This is a genomic window from Ruegeria sp. BG11, from assembly GCF_056538565.1.
The window spans coordinates 247,265-261,008 of the sequence record NZ_JBQFTH010000002.1; the positions used below are offsets into that span (position 1 = coordinate 247,265).

Consider the following 13,744-nt stretch of genomic DNA (forward strand, 5'->3'; position numbering starts at 1 on the left):
TCAGGCGCAGGATGCCTAACTCTATTGCAAAACAACCATTGATGCAGAACGGGTTGCTACTTGGGTTTCTAGCCGCGTTTCTCTGGGGCACGCATAGTGTAATCGTGCGCTATCTAACGAGCGATTTGGGTGGACTACAGATCGCGGTGACCCGCTTGTTCATCGCGGCACTAGCGGTTTATTGCATTTTGCGGGTCATGCGTGTGCCCGTTTCGATCGAACACAAAGACTGGAACTTTCGGCTGGCCGTACTGTCGACAGTCGTGAACTATATCCTGTTTCACGTAGGGCTGGAATACACAGGTGCCGCCAATGCCATGGTACTGGAAAACACCGCCCCGTTTTTTGTGCTGCTTTTCCTTTATTTCTTTGCAGATACGCCAGTTACGCGCGTGGATGTACTCGCCACGATACTAGCGATTTTTGGGGTGTTCCTGACCGTGTTCCGAGATTTTCAGGGTGGCGGAGAGCCTTTGTTCGGTGATCTTTTGGAAATTGGCGCAGGGCTTAGTTGGGCCGTGTTTCTGGTTTCAAGTAGCCGGGCCATGCGCAATTCGACCTCAACAGCCGAGCGATTGAACTTTCTATTCGGAATTTTTGTCTGCGCTGGTGCACTGTTGCTACCATTGGCTGCGTTTTCCCTGCAAACCCCGACGGCGAAGGATGTGATTTTTCTGATCCTACTGGGCGTCCTTCCCACGGCGATGGCCTACTACCTCTGGTACGAGGCCGCCGTGCGCGTATCGACCTTGACGGCAACGTTGATGTTTGCCGCTTCTGTCGTTTTCACGTTTATCAATTCGGCGCTGTTCCTGGGGGCCGCGATCACACCGATTGCGGCCCTAGGAGCTATTTTGATTGTGGCTGCAGTCTTCCTGACGACAAAGAAACAGGAGTGATCAGCCCTCCATCGCTTCCAGTTCGTCAATGAATCCCGAGATCATCGACAGGCCCTTGTCCCAGAACTTGGGATCGCTTGCGTCCAGCCCAAACGGAGCGAGCAGATCCTTGTGGTGTTTCGACCCACCGGCGCGCAGCATCTCGAAATACTTGTCCTCGAACCCCTCAGCACCGCTTTCGTAGACCGAATAAAGCGCGTTCACGAGGCCGTCTCCGAACGCATAGGCGTAGACGTAGAAGGGGGAATGCACGAAATGGGGGATATAGGCCCAGAACGTTTCATACCCTTCCATGAATTCGAATGACGGCCCGAGGCTTTCCGCCTGAACGCTCATCCACAGGGCGTTGATGTCGTCCGGGGTCAGTTCGCCCTCGCGGCGGGCGGCGTGCAGCTTGCATTCGAAATCGTAGAAGGCGATCTGGCGGACGACCGTGTTGATCATGTCCTCGACCTTGCCAGCCAGAAGCACCTTGCGCTGTTCCTTGGTTTCGGCCTTGTCCAGCATTTTGCGGAAAGTCAGCATTTCACCAAACACGCTAGCGGTCTCGGCCAGTGTCAGCGGGGTCGAGGACAGCATCTCGCCCTGATCCGCCGCCAGGACCTGATGGACACCGTGGCCCAATTCGTGTGCAAGGGTCATCACATCGCGCGGTTTGCCCAGATAGTTGAGCATCACGTAAGGGTGGACATCGGTCACGGTCGGATGGGCGAAGGCGCCGGGCGCTTTACCCGGCTTCACCGCCGCGTCGATCCAGCCTTTAGAAAAGAACGGCGAGGCAATCTCACCCATGCGCGGATCAAAGGCGTTATAGGCATCCATCACCGTCTTCTCGGCCTCGTCCCAGCCGACGATGCGGGTGTCTTCCATTGGCAGTGGCGCGTTGCGGTCCCAGACCTGCATCACGTCAAGCCCCAGCCATTTGCGTTTGAGTTCGTAGTACCGGTGGCTCAGCTTGGGGTAGGCGGCGACCACGGCTTCGCGCAGGGCTTCGACCACTTCGGGCTCGACGTCGTTCGACAAGTGGCGACCGGTCTGAGCGGTTGGCATGTTGCGCCAGCGGTCGACGATTTCCTTTTCCTTGGCCTGCGTGTTGTGAACGCGGGCGAAGGTTTTGATGTTCTCCTGAAACACCGAGGCCAACTCGCGCGAGGCCGCCTCGCGTTTGCTGCGGTCCTGTTCGGTCAGCAGGTTCAGGGTGCCTTCGATGTTCAGCTCTTCGCCGTCGACGGTGAAGGTCAGGCCCGCGATGGTTTCGTCGAACAAACGCTCCCACGCGTCACCGACAACGCCGAGGTCGTGGAGGAATTTCTCCAATTCGTCAGACAGTTGGTAGGGTTTCATCGCGCGAATGCGGCGGAAGACGGGCTCATAACGCGCAAGATCAGCATTGGCCGCGAAATGGGCCTGCAGAACGTCGTCTTCGATGCGGTTGATCTCGAGCGTGAAGAACACCAGAGGGGTGGTGAAGACGGTGATTTTTTCCTGCATGTCCGACAGGAACTTGGCGCGATCGGCATCGGTGGTCAGTTGGTAGTAGCGCAGACCGGCGAAGGACATGATCCGCCCGGCGATGGCGTTGATCTTTTCGTTGCGATGCACACAGGTCAGCAGGCCTGCGGCGTCCAGATCGGCCAGTTTGCCTTCGTAGTCCGAGGCGAATGAGGCGCATTCGCCCTCAAGCCAGTCCAGATCCCGCGTCAGCTCGGCCGCTTCTTCCGAGGCATAGAGGTCGGTCAGGTCCCATTCGGGCAAGTTGCCGAGGTTATCGGCACCGCCGACTGCATTTGCATCACGGACGGGAAAGGGCAGGTCGCGCATGGAACACCTCTGATTAGCTTTGTTGCCAAACATCTAGGGCTGGCGCGCCCGGATCACAAGCCGCCAGTCAAGATCAGTGCCGCGCGGACGCCTTAGGGGCGATTTGCCAGGAAATGCGCTGTCAGCTCGTCCAGAACCGGGTTGCGAACCTCGGGGGCCTCCATCAGCACTTCATGCTCACCATCGGGGATCTCGATCAGGCGACCGTTGGGCCAGTTCGCCATCCGAGCCCGGATCGCCTTGCGGTCAACGATCTGCTCGTGGCTGCCCAGATAGGTCAGACAGGCGGTGTCCGGCGCCGGTTGCTCCATCAGCCATTCGCATTCGCTGAGCGCCTCACGTAACCACTGGTTGGACGGGGCTCCAAGGGCCAGCTCGGGATGAGCCTTCAGTTGATCCTGCATCATTTTGAACATGTCCGGGTCGCGCGTCAGCGAGTTACCCTCGAACGGTTCCGCAAGAACATAGCTGGTCAAAGAAGTGGTCGGCGGTGTGCGTTCCCCCAATCCCAGCGCCGTGCCCCAATAGGCAGTCAAACGGCTGAGGGGCTTCATGATCGGGACAAAGAAAATGCCCCACATCGGCCCGGTAAATGCGCAGGCTGCAAAGCAATCGTTCTGGATGACCGCCCGCAGGCCGATAGCTCCGCCCATCGAATGTCCGATCACATACCACGGGCGCGGTAGGTCCAGTGTCTCAGCCAGCTCCAATACCACGGCGACGTCATGCTGATAGTCGGTGAACTCTTCGACATGCCCGATGCGGGGTTCGTCCAGCATTCGATCGGCCAAGCCCTGTCCGCGCCAGTCGACGGCGAGGGCGGCAAATCCGCGATTCAGGAATTCCCCTGCGGTGCTTGCATATTTCTCGATATATTCGGTACGGCCCGGAAATAGGAAGACCGTGCCGTTCTTTGCATCCTCGGGCAGCCAGTGCCCGACACGGATGCGTTTGCCGTCGGCGGTGTGGAGCCAATGGGCTGTACCACCGGCAGGGTCGCCGGCCACGTCATCATAAAAGGGGGCCGGCGAGTACTCCATCAGGCCAGAACCGATGCAAGCTGCATGGCGATTCCCATGTCACCGTCAACGCTGAGCTTGCCGGACATGAACGCGCCGGTCGGGTTCAGTTCGCCGCTGAGGATCTGTTCGAACGTGTCCGCATCCGCGCTGAGTGTCACGTCTGCGTCGTCATCACTGATGCGGGCACCGTCTCCGTCCAGAACAATTGCGCCCAGATCGGCGATTGCAAACTTGGCGGACGCATCAAAGCCACCGCCGGCCAGCTTTTCGTTCAGCGCGGCCGCAGCCTTTTCAAGAATCTCGCTCATGCTTTTCCTCATATTGTTTATGCGCCGTGAATGGACATCCTCGGTCGCAACGCTACACTGACCATTGTTATGGGTATTGCAATCACCAATCTCAAAGGTACCGTTGCGGCACTTGCCGTTCTAGTCATGTTTTCCACCAGTGGTGGAGCGCAACAAGCGGATTCCCGCGACGAAGAAGCGCTGTTGCGGCAACTTGCGCAGGCAACACCGGAACAAGCCATCGGTCTGGATCGTCAGTTGCAGGCGCTGTGGTCGCAATCGGGCTCGGCCTCGGCTGATCTGTTGCTTGAGCGGGGGCGCGAAGCGCTGGATGATGGCGATATCGAGGCCGCAATCGAACATCTCACCGCGTTGACCGACCACGCGCCCGAATTTGCCGAAGGCTGGCACGCGCGGGCCTCGGCCTTTTTCGGCATCGACCGGTTTGGAATGGCCGCCGCCGATCTGGAACACGCGTTGACCCTCAACCCGAACAACTATCAGGCCATTTACGGTCTGGGCCTGATCTTCGAGGTGGTCGGCAAACCCGATCAGGCGCTTGAGGCTTATTCCCGCGCGTTGGCTATACATCCCCATCATGAAGAAGTAACCAATGCCATGAATCGGCTGAAGCCTCAGGTTGAAGGCAAGGCGCTGTAAGTCGGAAGGCGCAGGGGGCAAAGGTGAGCGGGTCATCCCGAGTAGTGGCCGTACTTGGCCCAACGAACACAGGTAAAACTCATTACGCGATCGAACGCATGCTGGGGTATCGGACTGGTGTTATCGGCCTGCCTCTGCGTCTGCTCGCGCGTGAGGTCTATGACAAGATAGTCGCCATTCGCGGCCCCTCGGTCGTGGCGCTGGTGACCGGCGAGGAGCGGATCGTACCGCCGCGTACGCAGTATTGGGTCTGCACGGTCGAGGCGATGCCCGAAGGCATGGGCGCAGATTTCGTCGCGATTGATGAAATTCAGCTCTGCGTGGATCCCGAACGCGGACACGTCTTCACCGACCGGTTGCTGCGGTCGCGGGGAACGAGCGAGACGCTGTTCATGGGGTCCGACACCATGCGCGGACCGATTGCGGCACTTGTGCCCGAGGCGCAGTTTGTAAGGCGCGAGAGGATGTCTCAGCTGGTGTATTCGGGATCGAAAAAGATCAGCCGAATGCCCCCGCGAAGCGCCATTGTCGGGTTCTCGGTCGAAAACGTCTATGCCATCGCAGAACTGCTGCGCCGCCAAAAGGGTGGGGCGGCCGTGGTCATGGGTGCGCTCAGCCCGCGCACACGGAACGCGCAGGTCGACCTCTATCAGAATGGTGAGGTCGACTATCTGGTTGCCACCGATGCCATCGGGATGGGCCTGAACCTAGATGTGAACCACGTGGCGTTTTCGTCCCTGACCAAATTCGACGGTCGCCGGATGCGCCCCTTGGCTCCCAATGAGCTGGCCCAGATCGCGGGCAGGGCAGGCCGGGGCATGTCGGATGGCACCTTCGGAGTGACCGGCGAGGCCCCGCCGTTGGACGAAGGCGTTGCGCAGGCCATCATGGACAGCCGCTTTACGCCGATGAAAAAGCTGAACTGGCGGAATGCCGCCCTTCGCTTCGGTTCGGTGGACGCGCTGATCGACTCGCTCGAGGTCAGTCCGAATGATGAACATCTGACCAAGGCCCGCCCTGCAGATGACCTGAACGTGTTGAAATCGCTGTCGCAAGTGACCGAGGTCGCGGCCCGCGCCAGCGATGGCCCATCGATCCGATTGCTATGGGATGTGTGCCGAATTCCCGATTTTCGGGGCATTAGCCATTCGGAACATGCCAATCTGCTCGAGGTGATCTACGGCCATCTGCACGAACGCGGCGCGATCCCAGATGACTTCATGGCGCGGCAAATCCGCCGGATCGACCGCACCGACGGAGATATTGATGCGCTGTCCAAAAGGTTGGCTTATATTCGCACTTGGACATATGTTGCGCAACGAAACGGCTGGGTCCGTGACGAATCGCATTGGCGTGAGGAAACGCGCACTGTAGAAGACAGGTTGTCGGACGCTCTGCATGATCGTTTGACGCAAAGATTTGTGGACCGGCGCACCTCGGTGTTGTTGCGCCGGCTCAAACAGAAGGAGGCCCTTTTGGCCGAAGTAAATGACAAGGGTGAAGTGACCGTCGAAGGCGAATTCGTCGGTCGTCTGGAAGGGTTCCGGTTTACACCGGACAAAAGCGCGCAAGGGGCTGAGGCGAAAGCGCTCAAGTCGGCCTCGCTGCAAGCACTCGCGCCGCAATTCCATCTGCGTGCCGATCGCTTCTACAATGCACCCGATACCGAAATTGATTTCACTGATCAGGGCGGCCTGATGTGGGGCGAATACGCTGTCGGCAAACTGGTTGCCGGGGCCGAGCCTCTCAAGCCGATGGTCGAGGTTTTTGTGGATGAGGCCGCAGGGCCGGACGTCGAACAGAAGGTGCAGCGCCGTCTGCAGCACTTCATCGACCGTAAAGTGGCCGCGCTTTTCGAGCCGCTGCTGAACCTGTCTCGAGACGAAGAACTGTCCGGTCTGGCGAAAGGCTTTGCCTTCCGCATGGTCGAGGCGCTGGGCGTGCTGCCCCGCGCGCAGGTCGCGCAAGAGGTCAAGGATCTGGATCAGGACGCCCGCGGCGCGCTGCGCAAGCACGGCATCCGTTTTGGTCAATTCACCATCTTCATGCCATTGCTGCTGAAACCTGCACCCACGCGCCTCCGCCTAGTTCTTTGGGCGCTGTCCAGTGGTCTGCAACATTTCCCCGAGGCACCGCCCCCGGGCCTGGTCACCGTACCCGTCGCCAAGGATGCGCCACAGGGCTATGACACAATGTGTGGCTACCGCGATGCGGGCGAGCGCTCGATCCGGATCGACATGCTGGAGCGTCTGGCCGATATGCTGCGGTCTGAGGACAGCCGGGGCGGCTTTGAAGCCAAACCCGACATGCTCTCGATCACAGGCATGACGCTGGAACAGTTCGCGGACCTGATGCAGGGTCTGGGCTACAAGGCAGAACGTAGCGAGCGTGAAAAGGTCAAAGCCGCTCCGGCTGAGGCAACTGCGACTGAAGCGGCAGAACAACCCGCCGCCGAAGAAACCCCGGTAGCTGAGGTTCCGACAGATGAGGTCGCCGCACCCGCCGAGGCGCCAGCCGAGGCCACCGAAAGCACCGAGGCGGCAGCCGAGACTCCGGCCGAAGAACCCGCAAATGACGAACCCGAGGTCGAGGTGTTCTACACTTTCACATGGGGCCGTCAGCGCCAGCAAAATCGCGGCCCGCGCCGCGAGCAGGGGCAGGGCAAAGGAAAACCGCGTGGGAAACCTCAGGACGGTCGCAAGCCGCAAGGCAAGAAGGGCGGCAAGCCGCAGGGCGCGAAGTCCTTCTCGTCCCGGCCTCCAAAGAAGGAAAAGGCGATCGACCCCGACAACCCGTTTGCTGCAGCGCTGATGGGTTTGAAGGGCGGCAACTGATCCGTCATGGATCAGGCCAAGCTGCGGATCGACAAATGGCTCTGGCAGGCGCGGTTCTTCAAGACCCGTAGCCTGTCGGCGAAACAGGTCAACGGCGGCCATGTCAGGCTGAACGGCAACCGGGTTCTGAAACCAGCCCAGACGGTAACGCCGGGCGATGTTCTGACCTTCCCACAGGGCAAAATAATTCGGGTCGTGCGCGTTGAAAAACTCAGCGACCGCCGCGGCCCAGCCCCCGAGGCGCAAACACTGTACTTCGATATGACGGAAAAGCAGGACGTTCCGCCCAATAACCCGTCATATGAAGGAAAAGGTCGTCCAACCAAGAAAGATCGGCGCGCGCTTGATCTTTCTCGCACGCCAAGCGGCCCCACATCTTGAAGCCAAACCCGGACTGAACTAGCTAGACGCCAAACCTGAATGGGATTCTGAACATGACCTACGTCGTTACCGAAAACTGCATCGGCTGCAAATACACCGACTGTGTGGAAGTGTGCCCTGTGGACTGTTTCTACGAAGGTGAGAACACGCTGGTCATCCACCCCGACGAATGCATCGACTGCGGCGTCTGTGAGCCAGAATGCCCGGCTGATGCAATCCGTCCCGACACCGAACCAGGCATGGAAACCTGGGTCGAGTTCAACCGCAAATACTCGGAAATGTGGCCGGTCATCGTGACCAAAAAAGACCCGTTGCCAGAGGCGGAAGAGCGCGATGGTGAGGAAGGCAAGATGAAGAAGTATTTCTCCGAAGCTCCGGGTGAAGGCGGATAAGTGATTCGCGCCCCATTTCGATGGCATAGGAAAGCGGTCTTCCAAGCCTAATCCCTTGATTGCAGGCCGTTTATAAAAAAATTCCCCTAGGGAAACTTTTGAGTGTCTCATTTTTGTGATATACTCTCTCCCTACATGATGACTGAGATTGGGATGTACTCCGTAAGTATGCTCGCTTTGGAGTTCTGAATTTGCGACAAACAGACCGCCTGCCGGGGCCACAATAGGCACCGAGCTTGGGTTTTTTGTTGTTTGCATCCCGGTCCAAAACCAAGGAATGAATTGAATGTCGAAGTCGAAAAAGCTTGAGTTCCGCCCGAACGACTATGTTGTCTACCCCGCCCATGGTGTGGGTCAGATCATTTCGATCGAAGAGCAGGACGTCGCTGGATTTTCGCTCGAATTGTTCGTCATCTCTTTTGAGAAAGACAAGATGACCCTTCGCGTGCCGACAAACAAAGTGACCGAATCCGGTCTGCGTTCGCTCAGCTCGCCGGATGTGATCAGCCAGGCGATGAAGACGCTAAAGGGCAAGGCCAAGGTCAAGCGGGCCATGTGGTCGCGTCGCGCACAGGAATACGAACAGAAGATCAATTCGGGCGATCTGATCTCGATCGCCGAAGTGGTTCGCGACCTGCATCGCACCGATGACCAGCGCGAGCAAAGCTATTCCGAGCGTCAGCTGTACGAAGCCGCGCTTGAGCGTCTGACCCGCGAGGTTGCCGCCGTGTCCGGAGACGGAGAGATTTCTGCCGCCAAGCAGGTCGATGATGTTCTGACCTCACGCGCCGCTGCCGCTTAAGGTCGCGACGATTGAAACTGCAAGGCCGCTCCGGCATCGGGGCGGCCTTTTTCGTTGCTTGGTGGATTGGCGAAAACCGGTTAGTTTTTCTGTAGATGCAAGCAGATACCGGTTCGGCATGAAGAAGACGGTGAAGTTCCTATATATCGGAAAGGCCCCGATTTCGGTTTGGTTCCGCTATGGTTTGATCCTGTTCGATGTGGTCACCATCATCTTCTTTGTCGCCACCGCGCATTTTCCGCATGGCCCATGGGTTACTGGTATCAGTTGGGTGGTTGGCTTTATTATCCTTCTGGATTTTTCCGCCAGAATGTGGATCGCCAAGGATCGCTGGAAGCTGTTGCGTAAAATTTATACGCTGGCAGATATCGTGGTGATCGTGTCGTTGATCCTCGACCCGTTTCTGACCGGCAATCTCGCATTCCTGCGTATCCTGCGCGCCCTTCGGTTGATCCACTCGTACCATCTGCTGTGGGACTTGCGGCGCGACAGTACCTTTTTCCGCACACACGAAGATGCGGTCATCGCAGCCATCAATCTGCTGGTTTTCGTGTTTGCAACTTCGACAGCGGTTCTTGTCTTTTTCATCCCTGAAGATGCTAAGAACCCCTATATAGATGCGCTCTATTTCACCATGGCGACCCTGACGACCACGGGATTTGGTGACATCACCCTGTCGACGCCTTGGGGCAAGCTGTTCTCGGTGTTTATCATGGTGGTGGGTGTTGCCCTGTTCGTGCGCTTGGCGCAGGCGATTTTCATGCCGCAGAAAGTGCGCCACAAATGCCCCAGCTGCGGGCTGTTCCGGCATGATCCGGACGCGGTACATTGCAAGCATTGCGGCTGCACCCTGCGGATTGAGACGGGTGGGGTGTCTTAAAGCTGAGCCGCTATTGCTACCAGGAAAGTGATTTCGGCCAATTGCTGAGAAGCGCCGAGGATATCTCCGGTCTGGCCGCCTATCTTAGCTTTTGCCACGAGGGCCAGCACACCCACAACGAGTGCGGCGCATAGGGCGGGCAAAATGACCTGTCCACCGATCAGCAAAACTCCCGTCAAACCCGCCAGAGCCAGCGAAACCGCGACTGGGCCCACGGACGGGGCGCCGACAGAATGGCCTAGACCGGATTTACGCGCATTGGGCAATGTAGCCATCAGCAAGGGCATGAACGCGCGTGACACCACACAAGCGGCAATGATCGCTAGAAACGCACCGGCAGACAAAAGGGCCGCGACTGCTGCAACTCGCATCAGCTGCGAACCAATCAGGGACAGCACGCCATATGTGCCGATGTGGCTGTCCTTCATGATCTCCAACCGGCGTTCTGGCGTGAACCCGCCCCATAGGCCATCAAACGTATCGGCCAACCCGTCCTCATGCATTGCGCCGGTTGTCATGGTCAGGGTCGCCACGAGCAAAACGGCGCTCACGAAAGGCGGAACCGACAACGTCAGCGCCAGCCACCCGATGACGCAGGCCAATGTACCAATCACGAGGCCGACCACCGGAAAGGCCCAAGCCGCCTGCGCTTGCCGGGCAAAGACCCTCTCGGGCAAACGGGACAGGGGTAGGCGCGTCAACAGGACCAGCGCCAGCGGGATATCCCATGCGGAAACCGGATTGGTGTCGTTTTTTTGCACTTCTGCGCCTTTCGAGGCCTTGTTGGATTCAGTGCTTCGGTTAAACACACAGGACCACTCTGATGCAATGAGGCTTTGATGCTGCCTGAACTGAATGATTTGAACACGTTCCGCGACGCGTTGACCAGCGCTCCGGGGCCGGACATAGCGGCGGCCGATGGCGCGGCTGAACGCAATGGTCAGTTGACCAAACCTCCGGGCGCGCTGGGACGGCTTGAGGATCTGGCGATCTGGTATGCGGCGTGGCGTGGGGATGCGCGACCGCAGGTTGCGGCCCCTCAGGTCATCGTCTTTGCGGGCAACCATGGAGTCACGGCGCAGGGCGTTTCGGCCTTTCCGCCCGAAGTGACCGTGCAGATGGTTATGAATTTTGAACATGGCGGCGCGGCGATCAACCAGTTGGCCAAGGCGGCGGGCGCAAAGATGGATGTCCACGCACTAGATCTGGATCATCCAACTGCAGATTTCACCCAAGCCCCAGCCATGAGTGAGGCCGAGTTGCTGAGCGCACTGCAAACCGGCTGGCAGGCGGTGGACCCGAAGTCCGACCTGCTGGTGGTCGGCGAGATGGGGATCGGCAACACCACCCCCGCCGCTGCTATTGCCTGCGCCCTTTACGGAGGCGAGGCCGCCGATTGGACCGGTCGCGGTACAGGGGTCGACGATGCAGGCCTTGCAAACAAGACCCGCGTAGTGGCTGAAGGCGTTGCACTGCATGGCAGTGAAGATGGGTTGGAGGTTCTGCGCTGCCTCGGCGGGCGCGAGATCGCGGCCATGGCCGGAGCGATTGCGGCGGCCCGTATGTTGCGCATTCCCGTCATTCTGGATGGCTTCATCTGTACCTCTGCCGCAGCCTGTCTGGCGCGCGTCTCGCCCTCGGCTCTGGATCACACCATCGCGGGGCACCAAAGCGCAGAAGGCGCGCATGCTGCGATGCTGTCAAAACTGGGCAAGGAGCCGCTGCTGAGCCTCGGCCTGCGTCTTGGTGAGGGATCAGGCGGTGCGCTTGCGATCAACATTCTCAAAAGCGCGGTTGCCTGCCACTCGGGCATGGCAACCTTTGCCGAGGCGGGCGTCTCGGACGGGTAACCTAAGCGCCTGACCGGGCAATTGCTTCGGTCAGGCAGAATCCTTTGCGTGCTGTTCCGCCAATTCCAGCAACGCGGTTTCCAGATCCTTCTCGAGCTTTTGCGCGCGTTCGATGTATTTCGTATTCTCGGACGTGGGCATGCCGGGAATCCACAACTCGGCCAAATCGCGCACGGACGTCCGGTCGTGGTGATAGAAGGTCTGTTCGGCCTGCGCGGCCTCGTACTCGCTCAGCCCGATATTCTCGAGCACATAGCGGCCCGCGCGCAAAGAGCTGTCGAACATTTCGCGCACGATGTCATTGGCCCCGGCCTGATACAGTTCATACACATGTGTCCGATCATGAGCTCGCGCGATGATGTGCAGATCGGGGCGCTGGCGGCGGGCGTAGCCGACCAAACGGGTCACCGTCTTTCGATCATCCATCGCAGCTACAAGCACCGAGGCTTTCTCAAGCCCCGCAGCGCGCAGAAGTTCCGGTCGGGTCGGATCGCCTAGAAAGCCTTTTACGCCAAAACGACGCATCAACTGGATCGTCTCGATATCGTGGTCCAAAACAACGGTTTTGAACCCGCTGGCGCGAACCAGCCGGTTGACGATCTGACCAAACCGACCGATCCCGGCGATGATCACGGGGCCTTTTTCGTCGATCTCATCGGGTTCTGGCGCAGCGCTGGTGTCGGCCATCTTGCGGGACAGAAGGTCGTAGATGATGAACAGAAGCGGGGTGATCAGCATGGTCAGCGCAATGATCATCAGCATCTTTTGCGACAGGTCCGGCGGGATGACATTCTGCTGCGTCGAAAACGCCAGAAGGACAAAGCCGAACTCACCCGCCTGGGCCAGTCCAAGGGTGAACAGCCAGTGATCCCGGCCCTTCAGTTTGAAGGCTTTGCCGACGAGATAGAGGATGATGCCTTTGACAAGGATAACCAGCAGGGCCAAACCGATCAGGTCAAACGGATCGTTGAAGAAATAGCCGACGTTGATCCCGGCTCCGACCGTAATGAAGAACAGCCCTAGGAAGAGGCCCTTGAACGGCTCAAGGTCGCTTTCCATTTCATGGCGGAATTCCGAGCTGGCCAAAACCACACCCGCCAGAAACGCGCCCAGAGCGGGTGACAGGCCCACCAGTGTCATCAGGAATGAAATCCCGACCACGATCATCAGCGCCAGCGCGGTATACATCTCGCGCAGGCGGGTTGCGTGAATGAACCGGAACAGTGGGCGGGTCAGGTAGACGCCCGCCAGAATGACAAAGGCAATAGCGCCGATGGTGACCAGAGTGACAGCCCAGCCCGGCAGTCCTTCGACCAGAGACAGGCTATGATGCCCGGCTTCATGCAGATGCTCCGCGCCGCGGTCGATGGAGCCGTCCGCCTCAATATGCGGCATGGCAGGCAGCGCGAGCAGCGGTAGCAGGGCCAGAATCGGGATGACGGCAATGTCCTGCGTCAGCAGAACTGAGAACGTCGCGCGGCCTCCGTTCGTTTGCATCAAGCCCTTCTCAGATAGGGTTTGCAGCACAATCGCGGTCGAGGACAAACACAGAGTTAAACCGACCGCCAGAGCAACGGACCACGGATGGTTCGCGTACATCGCAACACCGGCGATAACAGCGGTGGACAACAGAACCTGAAGCCCGCCAAGACCCAAGAGCTTGTCGCGCATATCCCAGAGGGCGCGCGGCTCAAGCTCGAGCCCGATGAGGAACAGCATCATGACCACGCCGAACTCGGCGACATGTTGCAGGTCTTCGGTCTCGGCGCCAACAAGGCCGAGGACGGGGCCAATGATCAGGCCAGCCGCCAGGTATCCGAGAACCGACCCAAGGCCCAACCGCGCCGACAGGGGCACGGCGATAACGGCCGCAGCCAGATAAATAGAAGCCTGGTATAGGAAATCGTCCATCTATG

Annotated in this window: 13 protein-coding genes; 8 read left to right on the top strand and 5 right to left on the bottom strand. The window is 58.9% G+C overall.

The window, feature by feature from the left end; genetic code table 11:
* Positions 1-11: 11 nt before the first annotated feature.
* A complete protein-coding gene (locus ACR0JF_RS05385) occupies positions 12-899 on the top strand; it encodes a DMT family transporter (protein WP_480668942.1) in 888 nt (295 codons plus the stop codon).
* Here the strand turns inward: ACR0JF_RS05385 and ACR0JF_RS05390 are convergent, their stop codons facing one another.
* From ACR0JF_RS05390 to ACR0JF_RS05400, 3 genes are all read right to left on the bottom strand, one after another.
* On the bottom strand, positions 900-2,720 hold the full coding sequence (locus tag ACR0JF_RS05390) for a M3 family oligoendopeptidase (protein ID WP_170660417.1): 1,821 nt from the start codon (positions 2,718-2,720) through the stop codon (positions 900-902). It lies immediately after the preceding gene.
* A gap of 92 nt (positions 2,721-2,812) precedes the next feature.
* The gene (locus tag ACR0JF_RS05395) at positions 2,813-3,760 is read right to left on the bottom strand and encodes an alpha/beta hydrolase (protein ID WP_170660416.1); all 948 of its coding nucleotides are present in this window, start codon (positions 3,758-3,760) and stop codon (positions 2,813-2,815) included.
* Positions 3,760-4,050: an SCP2 sterol-binding domain-containing protein gene (locus ACR0JF_RS05400; protein ID WP_170660415.1), complete on the bottom strand. Its 291-nt coding sequence runs from the start codon at positions 4,048-4,050 to the stop codon at positions 3,760-3,762. Before ACR0JF_RS05400 ends, ACR0JF_RS05395 begins: the two co-directional genes overlap by 1 nt.
* 30 nt (positions 4,051-4,080) lie before the next feature.
* On the opposite strand from ACR0JF_RS05400, the gene ACR0JF_RS05405 reads away from it, so the two are divergent.
* The 6 genes from ACR0JF_RS05405 (at position 4,081) to ACR0JF_RS05430 (ending at position 9,978) form a co-directional block, all read left to right on the top strand.
* Positions 4,081-4,689 (top strand): tetratricopeptide repeat protein, encoded by a 609-nt coding sequence (locus ACR0JF_RS05405; protein ID WP_170469968.1) that lies wholly within the window; start codon positions 4,081-4,083, stop codon positions 4,687-4,689.
* A gap of 23 nt (positions 4,690-4,712) precedes the next feature.
* Entirely contained in the window at positions 4,713-7,523 is a 2,811-nt protein-coding gene (locus tag ACR0JF_RS05410) for a helicase-related protein (protein ID WP_170660414.1), read from the top strand.
* A 6-nt stretch (positions 7,524-7,529) separates the two neighbouring features.
* The gene (locus ACR0JF_RS05415; protein WP_170660413.1) at positions 7,530-7,904 is read left to right on the top strand and encodes an RNA-binding S4 domain-containing protein; all 375 of its coding nucleotides are present in this window, start codon (positions 7,530-7,532) and stop codon (positions 7,902-7,904) included.
* A gap of 53 nt (positions 7,905-7,957) precedes the next feature.
* On the top strand, positions 7,958-8,296 hold the full coding sequence (gene fdxA, locus ACR0JF_RS05420; protein ID WP_170660412.1) for a ferredoxin FdxA: 339 nt from the start codon (positions 7,958-7,960) through the stop codon (positions 8,294-8,296).
* Positions 8,297-8,582: 286 nt separating this feature from the next.
* The gene (locus tag ACR0JF_RS05425) at positions 8,583-9,098 is read left to right on the top strand and encodes a CarD family transcriptional regulator (RefSeq protein WP_170376497.1); all 516 of its coding nucleotides are present in this window, start codon (positions 8,583-8,585) and stop codon (positions 9,096-9,098) included.
* A 118-nt stretch (positions 9,099-9,216) separates the two neighbouring features.
* A complete protein-coding gene (locus tag ACR0JF_RS05430) occupies positions 9,217-9,978 on the top strand; it encodes a potassium channel family protein (RefSeq protein WP_170469956.1) in 762 nt (253 codons plus the stop codon).
* Here the strand turns inward: ACR0JF_RS05430 and cobS are convergent.
* Entirely contained in the window at positions 9,975-10,739 is a 765-nt protein-coding gene (gene cobS / locus ACR0JF_RS05435; protein WP_170660411.1) for an adenosylcobinamide-GDP ribazoletransferase, read from the bottom strand. The two genes, ACR0JF_RS05430 and cobS, sit on opposite strands and share 4 nt — an antisense overlap.
* A 78-nt stretch (positions 10,740-10,817) precedes the next feature.
* On the opposite strand from cobS, the gene cobT reads away from it, so the two are divergent.
* The gene (gene cobT, locus ACR0JF_RS05440) at positions 10,818-11,828 is read left to right on the top strand and encodes a nicotinate-nucleotide--dimethylbenzimidazole phosphoribosyltransferase (RefSeq protein ID WP_170660410.1); all 1,011 of its coding nucleotides are present in this window, start codon (positions 10,818-10,820) and stop codon (positions 11,826-11,828) included.
* Between the two features lie 30 nt (positions 11,829-11,858).
* Here the strand turns inward: cobT and ACR0JF_RS05445 are convergent, their stop codons facing one another.
* On the bottom strand, positions 11,859-13,739 hold the full coding sequence (locus ACR0JF_RS05445) for a monovalent cation:proton antiporter-2 (CPA2) family protein (protein ID WP_170660409.1): 1,881 nt from the start codon (positions 13,737-13,739) through the stop codon (positions 11,859-11,861).
* Positions 13,740-13,744 lie beyond the last annotated feature (5 nt).